The organism is Flavobacterium foetidum (assembly GCF_004634245.1).
Taxonomy (GTDB): Bacteria; Bacteroidota; Bacteroidia; order Flavobacteriales; family Flavobacteriaceae; genus Flavobacterium; species Flavobacterium foetidum.
The window spans coordinates 16,021-35,548 of record NZ_SJTF01000004.1; the positions used below are offsets into that span (position 1 = coordinate 16,021).

The 19,528-nt window shown below is 35.0% G+C and carries 18 protein-coding genes; 15 read left to right on the plus strand and 3 right to left on the minus strand.

Features of this window, described 5'->3' with window-relative positions; all coding sequences use genetic code 11:
- Positions 1–37: 37 nt before the first annotated feature.
- The 3 genes from E0W73_RS06645 to E0W73_RS06655 all read left to right on the plus strand — a co-directional run bounded on the left by E0W73_RS06645 (position 38) and on the right by E0W73_RS06655 (position 2,693).
- Entirely contained in the window at positions 38–1,006 is a 969-nt protein-coding gene (locus E0W73_RS06645; RefSeq protein WP_135221310.1) for an electron transfer flavoprotein subunit alpha/FixB family protein, read from the plus strand.
- Between the two features lie 159 nt (positions 1,007–1,165).
- The gene (locus E0W73_RS06650) at positions 1,166–1,786 is read left to right on the plus strand and encodes a bifunctional nuclease family protein (RefSeq protein WP_135221311.1); all 621 of its coding nucleotides are present in this window, start codon (positions 1,166–1,168) and stop codon (positions 1,784–1,786) included.
- A 55-nt stretch (positions 1,787–1,841) separates the two neighbouring features.
- Positions 1,842–2,693 carry a thymidylate synthase gene (locus E0W73_RS06655; RefSeq protein ID WP_135221312.1) on the plus strand — a complete coding sequence of 284 codons (852 nt, stop codon included), beginning with the start codon at positions 1,842–1,844 and terminating at the stop codon, positions 2,691–2,693.
- A 35-nt stretch (positions 2,694–2,728) separates the two neighbouring features.
- On the opposite strand, the gene E0W73_RS06660 is transcribed toward E0W73_RS06655, so the two are convergent.
- Positions 2,729–3,025: an isoamylase early set domain-containing protein gene (locus E0W73_RS06660; protein ID WP_135221313.1), complete on the minus strand. Its 297-nt coding sequence runs from the start codon at positions 3,023–3,025 to the stop codon at positions 2,729–2,731.
- A gap of 238 nt (positions 3,026–3,263) precedes the next feature.
- On the opposite strand from E0W73_RS06660, the gene E0W73_RS06665 reads away from it, so the two are divergent.
- The 4 genes from E0W73_RS06665 (at position 3,264) to porT (ending at position 6,135) form a co-directional block, all read left to right on the plus strand.
- Entirely contained in the window at positions 3,264–3,608 is a 345-nt protein-coding gene (locus E0W73_RS06665; protein ID WP_135221314.1) for a 2TM domain-containing protein, read from the plus strand.
- A gap of 12 nt (positions 3,609–3,620) precedes the next feature.
- Positions 3,621–4,103: a dihydrofolate reductase gene (locus E0W73_RS06670; RefSeq protein ID WP_135221315.1), complete on the plus strand. Its 483-nt coding sequence runs from the start codon at positions 3,621–3,623 to the stop codon at positions 4,101–4,103.
- Between the two features lie 579 nt (positions 4,104–4,682).
- Complete coding sequence (ubiE, locus tag E0W73_RS06675; RefSeq protein ID WP_135221316.1) at positions 4,683–5,414, plus strand: bifunctional demethylmenaquinone methyltransferase/2-methoxy-6-polyprenyl-1,4-benzoquinol methylase UbiE; 732 nt, start codon at positions 4,683–4,685, stop codon at positions 5,412–5,414.
- Between the two features lies 1 nt (position 5,415).
- Complete coding sequence (gene porT, locus E0W73_RS06680; protein WP_135221317.1) at positions 5,416–6,135, plus strand: type IX secretion/gliding motility protein PorT/SprT; 720 nt, start codon at positions 5,416–5,418, stop codon at positions 6,133–6,135.
- A 9-nt stretch (positions 6,136–6,144) separates the two neighbouring features.
- Here the strand turns inward: porT and E0W73_RS06685 are convergent, their stop codons facing one another.
- Positions 6,145–6,873, minus strand: a complete 729-nt coding sequence (locus E0W73_RS06685) for a TrmH family RNA methyltransferase (RefSeq protein WP_135221318.1) — start codon at positions 6,871–6,873, stop codon at positions 6,145–6,147.
- Positions 6,874–6,910: 37 nt separating this feature from the next.
- On the opposite strand from E0W73_RS06685, the gene tamL reads away from it, so the two are divergent.
- From tamL to accD, 3 genes are all read left to right on the plus strand, one after another.
- Positions 6,911–9,466, plus strand: a complete 2,556-nt coding sequence (gene tamL, locus E0W73_RS06690; RefSeq protein WP_135221319.1) for a translocation and assembly module lipoprotein TamL — start codon at positions 6,911–6,913, stop codon at positions 9,464–9,466.
- A 60-nt stretch (positions 9,467–9,526) separates the two neighbouring features.
- Positions 9,527–10,594 carry a class II fructose-bisphosphate aldolase gene (gene fbaA / locus E0W73_RS06695; RefSeq protein ID WP_008466540.1) on the plus strand — a complete coding sequence of 356 codons (1,068 nt, stop codon included), beginning with the start codon at positions 9,527–9,529 and terminating at the stop codon, positions 10,592–10,594.
- A 102-nt stretch (positions 10,595–10,696) separates the two neighbouring features.
- Positions 10,697–11,554, plus strand: coding sequence for an acetyl-CoA carboxylase, carboxyltransferase subunit beta (gene accD, locus E0W73_RS06700; protein ID WP_135221320.1), 858 nt, complete (start codon positions 10,697–10,699; stop codon positions 11,552–11,554).
- Between the two features lie 544 nt (positions 11,555–12,098).
- Here accD and E0W73_RS06705 read toward each other — a convergent pair.
- Positions 12,099–13,346, minus strand: a complete 1,248-nt coding sequence (locus E0W73_RS06705; protein WP_135221321.1) for an ABC transporter permease — start codon at positions 13,344–13,346, stop codon at positions 12,099–12,101.
- Positions 13,347–13,511: 165 nt separating this feature from the next.
- Here E0W73_RS06705 and purH point away from each other — a divergent pair, with 165 nt between their 5' ends.
- From purH to mrdA, 5 genes are all read left to right on the plus strand, one after another.
- Positions 13,512–15,038: a bifunctional phosphoribosylaminoimidazolecarboxamide formyltransferase/IMP cyclohydrolase gene (gene purH, locus E0W73_RS06710; RefSeq protein WP_135221322.1), complete on the plus strand. Its 1,527-nt coding sequence runs from the start codon at positions 13,512–13,514 to the stop codon at positions 15,036–15,038.
- Positions 15,039–15,092: 54 nt separating this feature from the next.
- The gene (locus E0W73_RS06715) at positions 15,093–16,121 is read left to right on the plus strand and encodes a rod shape-determining protein (protein ID WP_135221323.1); all 1,029 of its coding nucleotides are present in this window, start codon (positions 15,093–15,095) and stop codon (positions 16,119–16,121) included.
- A 106-nt stretch (positions 16,122–16,227) separates the two neighbouring features.
- Positions 16,228–17,058, plus strand: a complete 831-nt coding sequence (gene mreC / locus E0W73_RS06720) for a rod shape-determining protein MreC (RefSeq protein ID WP_135221324.1) — start codon at positions 16,228–16,230, stop codon at positions 17,056–17,058.
- Entirely contained in the window at positions 17,051–17,557 is a 507-nt protein-coding gene (locus E0W73_RS21560; RefSeq protein WP_135221325.1) for a rod shape-determining protein MreD, read from the plus strand. The genes mreC and E0W73_RS21560 overlap by 8 nt, the downstream gene beginning before the upstream one ends.
- The gene (gene mrdA / locus E0W73_RS06730; RefSeq protein ID WP_135221326.1) at positions 17,554–19,527 is read left to right on the plus strand and encodes a penicillin-binding protein 2; all 1,974 of its coding nucleotides are present in this window, start codon (positions 17,554–17,556) and stop codon (positions 19,525–19,527) included. The genes E0W73_RS21560 and mrdA overlap by 4 nt, the downstream gene beginning before the upstream one ends.
- The last annotated feature ends 1 nt before the right edge of the window (position 19,528 follow it).

The window sequence follows — 19,528 nt, forward strand, 5'->3', positions numbered from 1 at the left end:
TTAATCTGAAATCTAAAATCTAAAATCTAAAATTATTATGTCAATATTAATATACGCAGAATCTGCAGAAGGAAAATTTAAAAAAGTGGCTTTCGAATTGGCTTCTTACGCTAAGAAAGTGGCAGAATCATTAGGAACGACCGTTACGGCCTTGACAGTAAATATCAGCGAGGTAAGCGAATTAGGCAAATATGGAGTTGATAAAGTCCTAAAAGTAAGCAATGATAAATTAGCTGGTTTTAATGCAAAAGCTTACGCTGATGTAATAAAACAAGCCGCTCAAAAAGAAGGAACAAAATTAGTTTTACTTTCTTCGACTACAGACAGTATTTATCTTTCGCCACTTGTTGCGGTAGCTTTAGAAGCTGGTTTCGCATCAAATGTGGTTGGACTGCCAGTTAGCACTTCGCCATTTCAGGTAAAAAGAAATGCTTTCTCAAACAAAGCTTTCAACATCACAGAAATCAGTACAGAGGTAAAAGTCCTTGGTTTGGCTAAAAACTCTTACGGACTTTTTGAAAGTGCTGGAGCTGCAACTGCTGAAGATTTTAACCCAACAATTGGAGATAATGACTTTGGCGTTAAAGTAGAATCTGTAGAAAAAGTTTCTGGAAAAGTTTCTATCGCTGATGCGGATATCGTAGTTTCTGGCGGACGCGGATTGAAGGGACCTGAAAACTGGGGATTAATCGAAGATTTAGCATCTGTACTTGGCGCTGCAACAGCATGTTCTAAACCAGTTTCTGACTTAGGATGGAGACCTCACAGCGAACACGTAGGACAAACAGGAAAACCAGTTGCAACTAATTTATATATTGCAGTCGGGATTTCTGGAGCTATTCAGCATATTGCGGGTATTAACTCATCTAAAGTGAAAGTGGTAATCAATAATGACCCAGAGGCCCCTTTCTTCAAAGTTGCTGATTACGGGGTTGTTGGAGACGCTTTTGAAATCGTACCTAAATTAACAGAGAAATTAAAAGCTTTTAAAGCACAACATTCTTAAGAATTCTCTTCAAAAATATTGCTGCCTAAAAACAAGATGTTGTATCTTTGTTTATAGGCAACTTTTTTGTTCCATATTTTTTGATTAAAATTGCAGCTTTATTTTCCAATCAAAAAAAGTATTAAAATGAGGCACTAAGTGCCTTTTTTACAAACATTTATGAGTCTAGTAAAACTATCCATAAAAGGAATTTCATACAGTCAAACTCAAAATGGCGCTTATGCCTTAATTTTGAATGAAGTCGACGGAGAAAGAAAATTACCAATTGTTATTGGCGCTTTTGAAGCTCAGTCGATTGCTATTGCTTTAGAAAAAGAAATAAAACCACCTCGCCCGTTAACGCACGATTTGTTCAAAAATTTTGCTGAAAGATTTGATATCGTTGTCAAACAAGTAATCATTCACAAACTAGTTGATGGTGTCTTTTATTCGAGCCTGATTTGCGAAAGAGATAAAATTGAAGAGATTATTGACGCAAGAACTTCAGATGCCATTGCTTTAGCTCTAAGATTCAACGCTCCTATTTTTACTTATAAAAACATTCTGGACAAGGCGGGAATCTATTTAAAATCAAATACAGCCGAAACAGATTCAGGCGCACAAGAAATTGACGTACTTTCTAATCCTGAAACTTTTGGACGCGAAGAAGAAAGCAATCAATCAGGAGATGTGTATTCAAAACATTCTCTACAGGAATTGAATGAGCTTCTGGATCAGGCAGTTTCTCAAGAAGATTACGAAAAAGCCGCAAAAATCAGAGACGAGATCTCAAAAAGATAATTTTGTGTTTATCGTTAAAACACCAACGATTAGGCACTAACTGAATAACAGAATAATGAAACAATACTTAGATTTAGTAAAACACGTTTTAGAAAACGGCAATCAAAAAGGTGACCGCACAGGAACTGGAACAAAAAGTGTTTTTGGCTACCAGATGCGTTTTGATTTAAGTGAAGGTTTCCCAATGGTTACAACAAAAAAACTTCATTTAAAATCAATCATCTACGAATTGCTTTGGTTTTTAAAAGGAGATACCAATATCAAATACCTAAAAGAAAACGGAGTAAAAATCTGGGACGAATGGGCTGATTCTAACGGGGATCTGGGGCCAGTGTACGGTCATCAATGGCGCAACTGGAACAGCGAGGAGATTGATCAGATTTCTGAATTGATTAATGAGTTAAAAACAAATCCGAACAGCAGAAGAATGTTAGTTTCTGCATGGAACCCGTCGGTTCTGCCAGACACAAAAAAATCTTTTGAAGAGAATGTTGCCAATAATAAGGCCGCATTGCCTCCATGTCACGCATTTTTCCAATTTTATGTTGCCAGTCCAGATCCTGAAAAAGGAGAAACAAAAGGAAGACTTTCTTGTCAGTTATATCAGAGAAGCGCCGATATATTTTTAGGCGTTCCTTTTAATATTGCTTCATATGCATTATTAACCATGATGATTGCGCAGGTCTGCGATCTAGAACCTGGTGATTTCATTCACACGTTTGGAGACGCACACATCTACAACAACCATTTTGAGCAATTGGAACTGCAGCTGACACGAGAGCCAAGACCATTACCAAAAATGATCTTAAATCCGGAGATTAAAAACATTTTCGATTTCGATTTTGAAGATTTTACACTTGTCGATTACGACCCGCATCCTGCCATTAAGGGAAGTGTTGCTGTATAAATAAAAAAATCCGCTTTTTGTAAAAGCGGATTTTTTTATACGACTACAACCCCGTTTTCGCTTCCGGCGTAATCATTCCATTTGTAAAAATCAGCCTCAGGATCGTTTACATAATTTCCGTCAATTACGTATTTAAATTCGTAAACCCTGTCTTTTACCAAATCATAAGTTGCTTTAAAAGTTCCGTTTTTCAACTTGCTCAAAGTCCCCTCAGTAGCATTCCAGTTATTAAAATCACCAACAACTGCTGCCGAATCAGCATCTTTGGCATCGATAGAAAAGGTTACTTTACAAACCGGTTTAGTTTTAATAAATTGTTTTTTCAAAGACATAACTACTTAATTTTTAGATTCGTACGTTAAAATTAAACAAAATCAGCTGAACATCAGACATTGTTGTTCCGATTTACGATTATGCCAAAAACAGCATATGATTTTAGCCAATTCGATAATTTAACCCATGCAAAATTTTGTATTTCAAATTCTTAACCGCTTTCGATTCAAATATTCTAGCTTTAAAATGATGAGTTTTCAAAATAAATTTTAACTTTATATTCTCATTTATATCTTTATGGAAAGAGAAGTTCACGAACAATACGAGTACGCTAGAAGACGATTAAGGCAGAAAAAAGTGCTATATTTTCATTTTGTACTTTTTTTAATAGGGAGTTTGTTTTTATTTATTGCCAATCGATTTTTTGGTTTTGGTGAAGGCACAAATCAGAACTGGTGCATTTGGGGAATTACAATCTGGCTTTTTTTATTCATTTTACATTTTATAAAGGTGTATATAACAGACCGTTTTATGAATAAAAAATGGGAAAGAGAACAAATTGAGCGATTGGTTGCTTTACAGCAAAAAAGAATCAGTCAGCTCGAATCGAAAATAAATGCAGAAAACGAAAATACAATTTAGTTCCAGAATACCATGATTATAATGATAGCGGCAGCGGGCGAAAATAATGAGCTCGGAAAAAACAACAAATTGGTATGGCACCTTCCAAATGATTTTAAAAGATTTAAATCACTTACTACCAATCATCATATTATTATGGGAAGAAAAACTTTCGAAAGCTTCCCAAAACCATTACCCAACCGAGTTCATATTGTAATAAGCCGGCAAGAAGATTACAAACCAGAAGGATGTATTGTAACTGACAGTATTGAAAATGCCATTGCGCTCTGTCCAGAAAATGAAGATTCTTATATAATTGGAGGAGGAGAAATCTACAATCTAGCGCTTCCTTTTACTGATATTATCGAATTAACAAAAGTTCATCATACATTTGAAGCAGACGCTTTTTTTCCAAAAATCAGCAAAAGCGAATGGCAATTGGTAGAATCTGAAGAAAATTTTAAAGACGACAAACATCTTTATGATTATACCTACGAAACTTACATTAGGAAATAAAAATAAAAAACATCCTCTTTTGGAGGATGTTTTTGCAAACGATTGATTTTTTTTTAGGCCTAACCTGCTCTAGAAAATAGTTTTGTTAAAAATCACAAATGTTAAAAATAACACTTGAAATAACTGAATAACATTTAATGTAAATTGAGATAAATCTCAAAAGCCTTTAATAACAAATACCACTAAGATATTAAAGGCAGAAAATTAAAATTTCCAAAAACAAATTTAATCCTAAGAACGTATTTCGCACTTTTAAATAGTATTTCCCCCAAGAACAATACTTTCAAAACTACCAGCTAGAACAAATGATTACCAGTGCAAAAAGCATTCATTTGATTAGGTCTCAGCTTTGTAAATCAATCATTAAAACTTTAATCATTTTTACTTTAGCAAAGTTGTCAATAAAAGCATTATCACACAATCCCTAGATTTAGGGATTTTGTAAATATCCCTAAATTTAGGGATGCCAAAACTTAAGTGCTCTATTGCCAATGGACACTTAAAAAAACATTTGATTTATCAAATAAAAAACTCAATTACAGTTACAATAGAATGTTTATATTTGCGTAAATTAAAAAAATGTCTGAAAAAATAACTCCGTATAAAGAATCTGCCTTAGGCAAAAAAGAGCAAGTAACCCAAATGTTTGACACCATTTCTGGGAATTACGATAATCTAAACCGTGTCATTTCGTTTGGAATAGATGTTAAATGGCGAAAAAAAGTATTAAAAATAGTTTCAGACAAAAAACCAAAAGTCATTCTGGATATTGCAACAGGAACTGGAGATTTGGCAATTTTAATGGCAAAAACCAATGCTGAAAAAATTATTGGCTTGGATATTTCTGCCGGAATGCTTGAGGTTGGAAAAAAGAAAGTAGCAGAAAAAGGCTTGTCAGATGTTATTGAGCTTGTTTTGGGGGATTCTGAAAACATGCCGTTTGAAGACAATTATTTTGATGCTATTACGGTAGGTTTTGGAGTAAGGAATTTTGAAAATCTCGAAAAAGGTTTTGCAGAAATCTTAAGAGTTCTCAAACCAAATGGCGTTTTTGTCATACTTGAAACTTCTGTTCCTGACAAATTTCCATACAAACAGGGATATAAATTTCACACCAAATTCATCCTTCCGCTAATCGGAAAAATATTTTCTAAAGACAATAATGCGTATGGTTATTTGTCTGAATCGGCTGCTGCGTTCCCGTATGGAGAAGCTTTAAACAATATTTTGCGAAAAATTGGGTTTATAGATGTCGTGGCAATGCCTCAAACTTTTGGTGCCGCAACCATTTATTCTGCCTCTAAAAAATAGTATGAAAAAAGCTGTAATCTTAATTTTATTGGTCTTAACGACAAAAGGACATTCTCAATTTGCTAAAAGCATGTTTAGCAAAGATCCTATTATCAACCTCGAAAACTGGCAGAAACAACGTATTTATTTCGGTTATTATTTAGGTTTTAACAGTTTTGATTTTAAATTTGATTACAAAACTCCAGCACAAGGCGGCGATATTCAGGTAAAAAAGACTACCGGATTTAATGTCGGGGTTGTAGCAGATTTGAGACTACAGGAATATTTTAACCTGCGTTTCGAGCCTGGCCTTTATTACACAAAACGTGATTTATATTTTCCAGGAGACTGGGATTCTGAAAATGATTATTTAAGAGAGGTAAACAGTACATACATTCATTTCCCGCTTTTGCTAAAGTATTCTGCTCTTCGTACAGGAAACATACGTCCGTATTTATTGGGCGGTATGTCTACGACTTTAAACCTGTCGAGCAATGCAAAATCTAAAGATGATAATTTTCAGCAGAAATTCAGAGTAAAACAATGGACTGCTGCGTACGAATTAGGTTTCGGAATTGATATTTTCACCGAATACTTTATCTTTTCTCCTTCTGTTCGCGGGATGTTTGGCATTACTGATGAATTAATCCGCGACAATCCTGCAAACGGGGCTAGTCCGTGGACAGACAATATCGATTCGATGAAATCAAGAGCTATTTTAATAAATTTCACATTTCATTAAAACAAAATCTTAACTCTTTCGTTTAAATTCACTAAGAATAATTGCTGTCGCAGTAGCTACATTTAAACTTTCAGTTTTCTGAAGCTCGCCAAATCTCGGAATTGTAAGACGGGTTGTGACTGTTTTTTCGATTTCTGATGAAATCCCATTGGCTTCATTACCCATAATAATGATTCCGTTTTGAGGCAAATCAGACCGATAAATAGTATCACCGTTCATAAAAGTCCCAAAAACCGGCAGTTGTGTTTTATCCAAAAAATCTTTTAGGTCTAAGTAATTTACATTTACTCTGGCAATTGAGCCCATTGTAGCCTGAACAACTTTTGGATTAAAAATGTCAACGGTTTCTTTGGAACAGATGATTTGTTTGATGCCAAACCAATCGCATAAACGCAGAATGGTTCCTAGATTCCCTGGATCACGAATGTCGTCTAAGGCCAAAATCAAACCAGAATCGATAATTTTGTTTTCGGCTGGCATTCTAAAAACCGCAAGACAGGTATTTGGAGTCGACAAAGCACTTATTTTCTTAAGTTCCTGATCGTTAATAATCGTTCTCTTAGAGGTTTTAACTTCTTGAAAATCATTTAATGTCGTAAATAATTGCTCTAATTCAAAATTGGATTCCAATAATTCTTGAATTACTTTTACTCCTTCGGCAAAAAATAATTGATTAGCAAAACGGTGCTTTTTTTGATGTAAACTTGAGATAAGCTTTATTTGGTTTTTACTAACCATAAAATAATGTACTTTTGAATTAAATATTTTAAAACACTTGAAAAATAATTCCACAAAAATAACAGCATTTATTCTAATGGCAATACTAATTTGCGCCTGTAATGCTGTAAAAAGAGTTCCTGATGGAAAAAATCTTCTTGTAAAAAATAATATTCTTGTAAACGGAAAACCGACAAACGACGAAAAGGCCGACAATCAAATGTACCAAAAACCTAATGGAACACTGCTTGGTTATCGTTTGCGCTTAAACCTTTATAATTTGGCCAATTTAAATCCGGATTCTACTTATCAGGCAAAATTCAAAAACAAACCTGGCAAATACGAACGCATGTCCAAAATATATTCTGCTAAACAAGTAGATCGTTTGGGACAGTCGTTTTATTATAAAGGAATTCACGAATTTTTAAAAAACACAGGAGAACCACCTGTAATCATCGACACGTCTAAAACCAAAAAATCACTGCTTCGCTTAAAATATTATTATTTCAACAATGGTTTTTTTGATGTCAAAACCGATTATACGATTGACAGCGTCGGAAATAAAAAAGCTCAGATTAATTACAACATTACAACGGGACCTGGATATATTATAGACACTATAAGCACCAAAATCTTATCCCCTGCATTAGATTCGCTGTATAAAACAAATACCGAACCTTCGTTTGTAAAATCTGGAAACCAGTACAAAACTTCAGATTTTGAAGAAGAAAAAAACCGAATAACTACCTATTTCAGAAATCACGGAGCATATTTTTTTCAGCCAACTTACGTTACTTTTGACATTGATACAATAGGCAAAAAAAACAAGGCCAATGTAACCTTGGTCATCAACAATAATAATATTCAGGAAAGAGATTCTAGCCGCACTGAGCCTTTTAAATTATACACCATCAGCGACGTAAACATCTACACTGATTATTCTGCAGCCAATGCTAAGAAAAAGCCTTCGGATAGCACGACTTATAACAATTTTAATCTTTACAGCTTTAAAGAATTAAAATACAAACCAAGAGCCATCACTGATGCCATTTTTATTTCTAAAGGAAGCACGTTTGCCGATTTCAGGACGACACTTTCTTCAAGATATCTGAATAATCTCAAGATTTTCAATTATCCATCTATTCAGTATGAAGTAGACAAGCGAGATCCGACAGCACAGTCATTGATTGCAAATGTTTATTTAACTCCAAGAAAAAAATACAGTTTCGGAACCACTTTTGATGTTACCCACTCCAATATTCAGGATTTTGGTATCGGAGCCAGTATTTCTGAAACGATTCGAAATGTCTTTAACCGCGCCGAAACTTTAGAAATATCAGCCCGTTTAAACATCGGATCATCAAGAGATATGGCTAATCCAAACGATAACTTCTTTAATGTTTCGGAATATGGATTAGATATGAAATTGAATTTCCCTAGGATATTACTCCCTTTCGGAACAGAAAAAATTATTCCGAAAAGCATGATTCCGTCTACTCAAATAACATCAGGTTTTTCTAAACAGCGTAATATCGGTCTCGACAAAGAGAATTTTACTGGCGGTATATCTTACAATTGGTCGCCAAAACGTCATAATACAGCAAAACTGGATTTGTTGAATGCACAGTTTGTGCGTAATTTGAATCCGGGCAACTATTTTAACGTATATACTTCTTCTTATGATGATTTGAATGATATCGCAAGCACTTACAATACAGAAGGTGCAGAGGTTGATACCGACAACAACCTAACGATTCCAAAGGGAACTACACAATTTACGAGTCAGGTTCTAACGCAGCAGACAGCTTTGAGACCGGGAGATCCGCAATATCAAGAAGTAGAAAGTATTGAAGAAAGAAGAATTCGTCTGACTGAAAACGACTTTATTTTAGCCACCAGTTATACTTTTACCAAAACCACCAAAAAGGATTTGGCCGACAATAATTTTTATCAGTTTAGAACCAAAATCGAATCAGCAGGCTCCTTATTATCTGCTGTTTCAGCTATTGGAAATCTTCCTAAAAATTCAAGAGGCAATTATGAGATTTTCAATCTAGAATATTCCGAATATGTTAAAACGGAATTCGATTACATCAAACATTGGGATTTTGGCAAAGAAAAAGTTTTGGCAGTGCGCAGCTTCTTCGGAATCGCAATTCCGTTTGGAAACTCTAATTACATTCCGTTTTCACGAAGTTACTACTCAGGAGGTTCAAATGATAATCGTGCATGGCAACCTTACGCACTGGGACCAGGAAGCACCAATGCCATAAACGACTTTAATGAGGCAAATATGAAAATAGCTTTAAGCGGAGAATTTCGTTTTAAAATTTTCGGAGATGTGAAAGGCGCCATCTTTGCAGACGCCGGAAATATCTGGAATGTTCTGGATAATGTGGTAGACGAAAAAGCAAAATTCAACAACTTAAACGATTTAGATGAAATTGCTATAGGTACAGGTTTTGGTATAAGATACGATTTAAGCTTTTTTGTTATCCGTTTAGATTTAGGCTTTAAGACTTATAATCCGGCGCATGAGAAAGGAGACCGATGGTTTAAAGAGTACAATTTTGGGCATTCCGTTTTAAATTTTGGTATAAATTATCCGTTCTAATGCTAATTAATTCTTATTTTTGCAACCTAAAAACTAAAAACAACTATAAAAAAAATTAAAATGGCACACAACATCAAACCGGGAGTAGCTACGGGAGATCAGGTTCAGGAGATCTTTAATTATGCGAAAGAAAAAGGGTTTGCTTTACCAGCAGTAAATGTTACTGGATCAAGCACAATCAATGGAGTTCTTGAAACTGCAGCGAAATTAAATGCACCAGTAATTATTCAGTTTTCTAATGGAGGAGCACAATTCAACGCTGGAAAAGGGTTATCTAATGCCGGAGAAAAAGCAGCTATCGCTGGTGGAATCGCTGGAGCAAAACACATTCACACATTAGCAGAAGCTTACGGCGCAACTGTAATTCTTCATACTGATCACTGCGCAAAAAAACTATTACCTTGGATTGATGGTTTGTTAGATGCTTCTGAAAAACATTTCGCAGAAACAGGAAAACCATTATTCAGTTCTCATATGATCGATTTGTCTGAGGAGCCAATCGAAGAAAATATCGAGATCTGCAAAGAATATTTAGCTAGAATGAGCAAAATGGGCATGACATTGGAAATCGAGCTTGGTATTACAGGTGGTGAAGAAGATGGTGTTGACAACTCTGATGTTGACAGCTCAAAATTATATACACAGCCAGAAGAAGTAGCATATGCTTACGAAGAACTTTCTAAAGTAAGCCCTAAATTTACGATTGCTGCTGCTTTCGGAAACGTTCACGGTGTCTACAAACCAGGAAACGTAAAATTAACTCCAAAAATCTTAAAAAATTCTCAGGATTTCGTACAAAGCAAATTCAACACAGGACATAATCCTGTTGATTTCGTTTTCCACGGAGGTTCAGGTTCTACACTAGAAGAAATTAGAGAAGCTATCGGTTACGGAGTTATCAAAATGAACATCGATACCGATTTACAATTTGCATACACTGAGGGAATCCGTGACTATATGGTAAACAATATTGAGTACCTAAAAACTCAAATTGGTAACCCAGAAGGTCCAGATGCTCCAAACAAAAAATACTATGACCCAAGAAAATGGGTTCGTGAAAGCGAAGTAACTTTCAACGCAAGATTGGAACAAGCTTTTGCTGATTTAAATAACGTAAACACGTTATAAAAAAGTAATCAGTGTACAGTTTTAAGTGTTCAGTTTGAATACTTAAAACTGAATACAACTGAACACTGAAATTTTATTACTGAACACTGAATACTAAAAGAAATGGCTTGGTTTAAAAGACAAGAAAAAGGGATTACGACCGCGACAGAAGACAAGATGGACGTTCCGAAAGGATTGTGGTACAAATCTCCTACTGGAAAAATTATTGACGCTGACGAATTAGCGAGAAATTTATTCGTTAGCCCTGAAGATGATTTTCACGTTCGAATTGGAAGCGCAACCTATTTTGAAATTTTATTCGACAACAACGAATTTGTTGAGTTAGATAAAAACATGACATCCAAAGATCCTTTGCACTTTGTGGACACAAAGAAATATGCAGAAAGATTGAAAGATGTAATGGAGAAAACTCATCTTAAAGATGCTGTTCGTACCGGAGTAGGAAAATCTAAAGGAAGAGAACTTGTAATCTGCTGTATGGATTTTGCTTTTATCGGAGGATCTATGGGGGCGGTTGTAGGTGAAAAAATTGCAAGAGGTATTGATCACGCCATCAAAAACAAATTGCCTTTTGTAATGATTTCTAAATCTGGTGGAGCTCGTATGATGGAAGCTGCTTATTCTTTAATGCAATTAGCAAAAACTTCTGTAAAACTAGCTCAATTAGCGGAAGCTAAATTACCTTATATCTCTCTATGTACAGACCCAACAACCGGAGGAACAACTGCATCTTACGCAATGTTAGGAGACATCAACATCTCTGAGCCAGGCGCTTTGATTGGTTTTGCTGGTCCGCGTGTTGTTCGTGACACTACAGGAAAAGATTTGCCAGAAGGTTTCCAAACTGCTGAGTTCTTATTAGAGCACGGTTTCTTAGACTTTATCACGCCTAGAAAAGAATTGAAAGATAAGATCAACTTATATATCGATTTGATTCAGAATAATGATATTAGAAAATAGTTTTTAAGACTATTTTAAAAAAACACAAAATCTCAAGAAAATAGCTTCTTGGGATTTTTTATTTTAAACCATATAAGTTATATAAGTGAAATCAAACTATTGATCGAATCTAATCTTGAAGATATATTTTATGCTTCTCAAAATGATACAATTAAAAATCCCTTATTTCTTGAATTCCTAAACACAAAAAAATTGACCCTTACATTATCGGAAGAACTACTCAAGAAGAAGACACTGTTTTAAAATATAAAAACAATCAAAACAGAAATATCTACTATTATCCTGACTCCATAAAATGAGATAAAACAAAGATTAAACTTACAAGCAACAAATAAGAATATCCCTCGTTCCTACGGAACTTATTTCATCGTGTGGTTTCATTATTCAACGGATTGAAATCCGTTGCTACAAAATGATTCATTCCTATGGAATTTATATTTTTAAAATCATAGCTAATCAGTCAACTTACAATCTCTAGAAAAAACCTTTGCCACTTTGTCACTCTGTAACTTTGTAACTAAAAAACTCAGCATCTTTTAAAAACCTACATCCCTGTTCGAATAGCCTCAACAGGATCCAAATTAGCTGCAGAAATCGCTGGAAGAATTCCCGAAATCAATCCAATTATAGCGGCCAAAACAGTTCCTAAAATTATATTTCCAAAACTCAATACAAATTCAAAATCCAGAAGTTTGGTCAAGCCGAATGCAATACCCCAAACCATTAACAGACCAATAATACCACCGATAACAGATAAAATTATGGCTTCAAACAAAAATTGGAATAAAATAAATTTATTTTTTGCTCCCAATGATTTTTGAATCCCGATTAGATTAGTCCGTTCTTTTACCGAAACAAACATAATATTCGCAATTCCAAAACCACCTACCAAAAGAGAAAAACCACTGATGATCCATCCTACAACATTCATCTGACCAATAATTCCGTCTATAAAATCGGTAAAACCAGAAAGAACATTAATAAAGAAATTATCCATTTCGCCTGCTTTTATACCACGGATGGCACGAAGTTTTTGAGACACTTCGGCTTTGTAAGCATCCATATCTACTCCTTTTGTAGGCTTCAAAACAATAACTGGCGTCATGGCATCGCTGTCACCATACATGCGACGTAAAAAATTAGCTGGCAGATAAACCGACGTATCGTTGCTGTCTCCAAAAAAACCAGCTCCTTGTTTCGCCATGACGCCAATAACCGTAAAACGCTGCCCATACAGCCGAATATTTTTCCCTATAGGATCAGTTCCTGCAAAAAGACCTTCTGCAATATCATATCCTAAAACAATAACAGGAGTTCCAGAATTGGATTCAGATTCATTGTAAAACCTTCCTTTATCAAAAGTTAATCCATCAATATCTACCATTTCAGAAGATGACGGAATAATATTTACATCAGCAACAGTTCTCGAATCGTATTTCAGCGTTTCGTGGCTTACAAAAAGCTGATACCCGACTTGATCTGTATTATTCATTGAATTTTTCAATCCGACATATTCGTCATATTTCACATTTGGAAACTGTTCTCTCTTCCACTGTGGAATTTCTGAAGGCCCAAAACTGAATTTCATTAGATAAATCGTGTTCTTATCTAAACTACTCAAATCTTTAGAGATTTTTTTATCCAAAGAATCAACTGCCGCCAACACTGCTATGATCGAAAAAATACCAATTGTAACGCCCAACAGCGACAACAAAGTTCGCAGTTTATTATTGCGTAAAGCATTAATGGCAAAGCCTAAACTTTCTTTTAATAATCTTAGATAAAGAAGCATATTTTTGTATTTTTCAATAAAGTAAAATTCAATAATTTAGAAATAAAAACCTAATAAAAGTTAACTTACTCATCAGTAGATTTTTTTAGCATTTTGTTACATTAATTTTTTTTAAAATAATATATAAAAAAACTACTTTTGCAGACTGAAAAACATAACTACACAATGAGTACAACTAAAACAATACAATCAGCATTAATTTCGGTTTTTTCTAAAGATGGCTTAGAGCCGATTGTTAAGAAATTACACGAACAAAATGTGACCATTTATTCGACTGGAGGAACCGAAGATTTTATTAAAAACCTTGGAATTCCTGTAGTTCCGGTTGAAGACATAACAGCTTTTCCAGAAATTTTGGGCGGACGAGTAAAAACACTTCACCCTAAAATTTTCGGAGGTATTTTGAACCGTCAGGACAACGAAAGCGATGTGCAGCAAATGAAAGAGTTTGACATCCCTCAAATCGACTTGGTGATTGTAGATTTGTACCCATTTGAAAAAACTGTTGCATCTGGAGCAAGCGAGCAGGATATTATCGAAAAAATTGATATCGGAGGTATTTCATTAATCCGTGCGGCTGCAAAAAATTTCAAAGACACTGTAATTGTTCCTTCTATGAACGAATACCAATTGTTTTTGGATTTAATTACAGAACAAAATGGTGCTACAACTCTTGAGAACAGAAGATTATTTGCATCAAAAGCTTTTAATGTTTCTTCTCATTATGACGGTGCTATTTTTAATTATTTCAATACAGACGAAACGATTTACAAAGAAAGCATTTCTAACGGGCAGGTTTTAAGATATGGTGAAAACCCGCATCAAAAAGGGTTTTTCTTTGGAGATTTTGATGCCATGTTTAATAAACTTCACGGCAAAGAATTATCATACAACAACCTTTTAGATGTTGACGCAGCTGTAAACTTAATTGCCGAGTTTAAGACAGACGGACCAACATTTGCTATTTTAAAACACAACAACGCCTGCGGTTTGGCTTCAAGAAAAACAATCAGTGAAGCGTATCTGGCTGCTTTGGCTTGCGACCCTACTTCTGCATTTGGAGGAGTATTGATTTCTAATACCAAAATTGATTTAGAAACAGCCGAAGAAATCAACAAACTATTCTGCGAAGTTGTTATTGCTCCTGCTTATGATGATGGAGCAGTTACAGTTTTACAAGAAAAGAAAAATAGAATCATTTTAGTTCAAAATGAAGTTGAATTGCCATCAAAACAAGTAAGAACTTGTCTTAACGGATTGTTAATTCAAGACAGAAATAACATTACGGATAATAAAGAGCATTTAAAAACCGTTACTATAACTGAACCAACCGCTCAGGAAATAGAAGATTTAATTTTTGCTTCTAAAATTTGCAAAAACACAAAATCAAATACAATTGTGTTTGCAAAAAACGGAACCCTAATTTCATCAGGAACAGGTCAGACCTCGAGAGTAGATGCTTTAATACAAGCTGTAGACAAAGCAAAAGCATTTGGATTTGACTTAAACGGCGCTTCTATGGCGAGTGATGCGTTTTTCCCGTTTCCTGACTGTGTAGAATTGGCAAAAAAAGCTGGAATAACAGCTGTAATTCAGCCAGGAGGTTCAATCAAAGACGAATTAAGTATAAATTATTGCAATGAAAATAATCTTGCAATGGTATTTACAGGAACGCGTCATTTTAAACATTAATTTGTTTAACTTTGTTCAAAATAATTTATAACATTTTAAACCCCTAACAAATATATGGGATTTTTTGATTTCATGACCGAGGATATTGCGATAGACCTTGGTACCGCAAACACTTTAATCATTCATAATGATAAGGTTGTCATTGACAGCCCTTCTATCGTGGCACGTGATAGAGTATCAGGCAAAATCATCGCTGTTGGTAAAGAAGCCAATATGATGCAAGGTAAAACGCATGAAAACATTAAGACCATAAGGCCTTTAAAAGATGGTGTAATCGCCGATTTTGACGCTTCGGAAAAAATGATCAATATGTTCATTAAAAGCATTCCAGCATTAAAAAAGAGAATGTTTACGCCAGCTTTGAGAATGGTAGTTTGTATTCCGTCTGGAATTACCGAGGTTGAGATGCGTGCTGTAAAAGAGTCTTGTGAGCGTGTAAACGGAAAAGAAGTTTACTTGATTCACGAGCCAATGGCTGCAGCAATCGGTATCGGAATCGACATCATGCAACCAAAAGGAAACATGATTGTAGATATTGGAGGTGGTACAACAGAAATCGCTGTAATAGCATTAGGAGGTATTGTTTGCGATAAATCTGTAAAAATTGCGGGTGACGTTTTTACAAACGACATCGTATATTACATGCGTACACAACACAACCTTTTTGTTGGGGAAAGTACTGCAGAGAAAATCAAAATTCAAATTGGAGCCGCTATCGAAGACTTAGACGGACCGCCAGAAGACATGTCGGTTCAAGGTCGAGATTTGCTTACCGGTAAACCAAAACAAGTAGACGTTTCTTATCGAGAAATCGCAAAAGCACTTGATAAATCGATTCAGCGTATTGAAGATGCCGTAATGGAAACATTATCACAGACTCCTCCAGAGTTGGCAGCAGATATCTACAATACTGGTATTTATCTAGCTGGTGGAGGTTCTATGCTTAGAGGTCTTGATAAACGTATTTCTCAAAAAACAGATCTTCCTGTTTATATCGCTGAAGATCCGTTAAGAGCTGTTGTAAGAGGAACCGGAATGGCGCTTAAAAACATTTCAAAATTCAAAAGCATCTTAATCAAGTAAGGTTTAAGATTATAATATATTTTTTATTAGGGTTAAATTTTAATGTTTAACTCTAATAAAATTTGAAACTAAAAGCATATCCTGAAACAAAATAACCAAACAAGAAATGCAGCAAATTTTTAATTTTATTATACGAAACAGCAATCGATTGCTGTTTTTGCTGCTTTTAGGTATTTCGTTAGGTCTCACAATCCAATCCCATTCTTACCATAGAAGCAGAGTAATCAATTCAGCTAATTTTTTAAGCGGAGGTGTTTACGAAAGAATTAATCGTGTTAATGAATATTTGAATTTAAGAGCCGAAAACGACGAACTTGTACTTGAGAACGCAAGATTAAAAAGCTTATTATTTAATAAGGAAGACACTTCAAAAATGCCGCTTCCGGATACAATTAAAGGGGTGAAACCTGCGGATATTATCGTTTCTAAAGTGATTCATAACTCTTACAATTCACACGAAAACTTTATTACCTTAAATTCTGGAAGAAACGAAGGCGTAAAACAGGATATGGGAGTAATCAACAGTTTGGGAATTGTGGGTGTTGTTGACAATACTTCGGCAAATTATTCTACTGTTGTGAGTATCTTAAACATGAAGTCTCAGATTAATGCCAAAATAAAAAAATCAAACCATTTTGGGTCTTTAACCTGGAATGGAAAAAACACAGGATTTGTACAGCTTGAGGATGTTCCTAGACTTGCTTCTATAAGAAAGGGCGACACTATTGTTACTGGAGGACAATCTGTGATCTTTCCTGAAGGAATCAACATTGGTACAGTAGACAAAATCTTCATAAAAACAGGAACCAGCTATTATGTCATTAATGTCAAACTATTTAACGACATGACCAATCTGGGACATGTTTACATCATTAAAAGCAAAGGCAGAGAAGAACTTATTAATTTAGAAAACAAAAGCAAGGAAAAAGATGAGTAGCGCTTTGTTGGTAAATATTTTTCGTTTCATTATACTTCTGGCAGTTCAGGTTGTTATTTTCAACAACATGAACTTTCTCGGATATATAAGCTCTTTTCCTTACATCCTATACATAATATTATATCCAGTAAACAGTAATAAAACAGGACTCATTATCTCCAGTTTTTTATTGGGACTTTCAATGGACATGTTTTGTAATTCGGGCGGAACACATGCTACTGCCTGTGTTATACTCGCTTATTACAGGCCTTATATTTTTAAATTTTCTTTTGGCTTAAGTTATGAATATCAGACCATAAAACTAAACGAATCACTCACGCCAGAAAGATTTTCTTTTATATTGGTTTCGGTACTGTTGCATCATATAGTGCTATTTGTTCTTGAAGCGTTCCAGTTTAAATTTATATGGGATATCTTACTCAGAACCTTATTCAGCACCATTTTGACTATAATCACTTCAATAATAATAATTTATCTTATTAAGCCTAATAAACGATGAGAAAAGTTCTGCTGCCCACTTTAATTATTATTGCAGCATCTTTGCTAGTGATTCGAATCTTCTTTTTGCAAATTATAGACGATTCATTCAAACTGAAATCAGAAAACAATGCAATAAAAAAAGTCTACGATTATCCAGAAAGAGGATATATTTATGATCGTAACGGGAAATTATTGGTAGCCAATCAGGCTTCTTACGATATTATGGTAATTCCGCGCGAAATCAAAGAAGATTTAAATGTTGCCGAATTCTGCCAATTATTAAGCATCACTCCTGAAGAATACCATAAAAGAATCGAGAAGGCAAAAGTTTACAGCCCACGCCTTCCTTCGGTGTTTTTAGCGCAACTCAACAAAAATGAATTCGCCGCTTTTCAAGAGAAAATCAGAAAATACGAAGGGTTTTATTTCCAAAAACGTTCTCTTCGTGATTACGAAGTAGATTATGGCGCAAATATCTTTGGCTTTATTACACAGGTTAATGAAAAATTAATTGCTAAGAACCCATACTACAATAGCGGAGATTTGATTGGAAAACAAGGTGTAGAAGAAAGCTATGAGGAAATTTTACGCGGAATAAAAGGAGTAAAATACATTCAAAAAGATAAATACAACCGAGAAATCGGCGCTTACAAAGAGGGAAAATACGATACGATTGCCGTTGCTGGAGAAGACATCAATCTAACCATCGATGCTGAGCTCCAAAAATACGGTGAAGAATTAATGATCAACAAACGAGGCGGAATTGTTGCAATTGAACCAAAATCTGGTGAAATTCTAGCATTGGTAACTGCTCCGTCATACGATCCTGGTATTTTGGTCGGCAGACAAAGGTCTAAGAATTATACTTTACTGTATCACGATTCTATCGCAAAACCTCTTTACGACAGAGGACTTTTAGCAGAATATCCTCCTGGCTCTCCGTTCAAAATTTTGACAGGATTAATTGCCTTGCAAGAAGGTGTGGTCAATGAACAAACCACTTTTATGTGCCATCATGGATTTAGCTATGGTGGAGGCCGTTTTATGAAATGTCACGGTTTTGGACCTCATCAACTTCATAACGGGATTTATAATTCTTGCAACACTTATTTTGGACAGGCCTATATGTTAACCATCAACAAATATGGGGATCCAGGTAAAGCAGTAGACGTTTGGAGCGATCACGTAAAAAGTTTCGGCTTAGGCCAGTTTATGGGTTACGATTTGCCGACGGGTAAACGAGGAAACATTCCAACATCTAAAACATATAAAAGAATCTATCCTAACGGAGGATGGAGAAGTTCTACGATTGTATCTAACGCAATTGGACAAGGAGAGGTTTTGATGACTCCTATTCAGCTTGCCAATATGATGGCTACAGTCGCAAACCAAGGTTATTATTATACGCCTCATATCATAAAAAAAATAGAAGGCAGAAATATTGATTCGAAATACACAACAAAACATGAAACTACTATTGACAAAAAGTATTTTCCTCCCGTAATCAGCGGTTTGTTTGATGTTTATAACAAAGGAACAGCTTACGCCCTTAAAGTAAATGGAATCGATATCTGCGGAAAAACAGGTACTGCGGAGAATTATGCCAAAATTAATGGAAAAAGAGAAAAACTAAAAGATCACTCTATATTTGTGGCTTTTGCACCAAAAGACAATCCAAAAATTGCTATCGCTGTAATGATCGAAAATGGAGGTTTTGGAGCAACAGTTGCGGGGCCAATTGCCAGTTTGATGATTGAGAAGTATTTAAGACATAAGATTACTAGAACAGATCTTGAAACAAGAGTTTTAAACAAAAGTTTGGCGGCTGAATACGCTAAATTGGGCGGAATGAACGAAGCAAGTAAAATCGAATCGGTGCCAAAAGATTCTGTTCTGCAAGCTAAAATCATTAAACCAAAAACAACCACGGCAGAATCACCAAAAACCGAAGCAAAAAAGACAATAATAGACACTACTAAAAAGAACTAAC

Excerpts from the sequence above, each read along its gene's own strand:
- E0W73_RS06650 (WP_135221311.1), top strand. The coding sequence starts at position 1,166 with ATGAGTCTAGTAAAACTATCCATAAAAGGAATTTCATACAGTCAAACT.
- mrdA (WP_135221326.1), top strand. The coding sequence starts at position 17,554 with ATGAGAAAAGTTCTGCTGCCCACTTTAATTATTATTGCAGCATCTTTG.
- mreC (WP_135221324.1), top strand. The coding sequence starts at position 16,228 with ATGCAGCAAATTTTTAATTTTATTATACGAAACAGCAATCGATTGCTG.
- accD (WP_135221320.1), top strand. The coding sequence starts at position 10,697 with ATGGCTTGGTTTAAAAGACAAGAAAAAGGGATTACGACCGCGACAGAA.
- purH (WP_135221322.1), top strand. The coding sequence starts at position 13,512 with ATGAGTACAACTAAAACAATACAATCAGCATTAATTTCGGTTTTTTCT.
- E0W73_RS21560 (WP_135221325.1), top strand. The coding sequence starts at position 17,051 with ATGAGTAGCGCTTTGTTGGTAAATATTTTTCGTTTCATTATACTTCTG.
- ubiE (WP_135221316.1), top strand. The coding sequence starts at position 4,683 with ATGTCTGAAAAAATAACTCCGTATAAAGAATCTGCCTTAGGCAAAAAA.
- E0W73_RS06660 (WP_135221313.1), bottom strand. The coding sequence starts at position 3,025 with ATGTCTTTGAAAAAACAATTTATTAAAACTAAACCGGTTTGTAAAGTA.
- E0W73_RS06705 (WP_135221321.1), bottom strand. The coding sequence starts at position 13,346 with ATGCTTCTTTATCTAAGATTATTAAAAGAAAGTTTAGGCTTTGCCATT.
- fbaA (WP_008466540.1), top strand. The coding sequence starts at position 9,527 with ATGGCACACAACATCAAACCGGGAGTAGCTACGGGAGATCAGGTTCAG.
- E0W73_RS06665 (WP_135221314.1), top strand. The coding sequence starts at position 3,264 with ATGGAAAGAGAAGTTCACGAACAATACGAGTACGCTAGAAGACGATTA.
- E0W73_RS06715 (WP_135221323.1), top strand. The coding sequence starts at position 15,093 with ATGGGATTTTTTGATTTCATGACCGAGGATATTGCGATAGACCTTGGT.
- E0W73_RS06670 (WP_135221315.1), top strand. The coding sequence starts at position 3,621 with ATGATTATAATGATAGCGGCAGCGGGCGAAAATAATGAGCTCGGAAAA.
- E0W73_RS06645 (WP_135221310.1), top strand. The coding sequence starts at position 38 with ATGTCAATATTAATATACGCAGAATCTGCAGAAGGAAAATTTAAAAAA.
- E0W73_RS06685 (WP_135221318.1), bottom strand. The coding sequence starts at position 6,873 with ATGGTTAGTAAAAACCAAATAAAGCTTATCTCAAGTTTACATCAAAAA.
- E0W73_RS06655 (WP_135221312.1), top strand. The coding sequence starts at position 1,842 with ATGAAACAATACTTAGATTTAGTAAAACACGTTTTAGAAAACGGCAAT.
- porT (WP_135221317.1), top strand. The coding sequence starts at position 5,416 with ATGAAAAAAGCTGTAATCTTAATTTTATTGGTCTTAACGACAAAAGGA.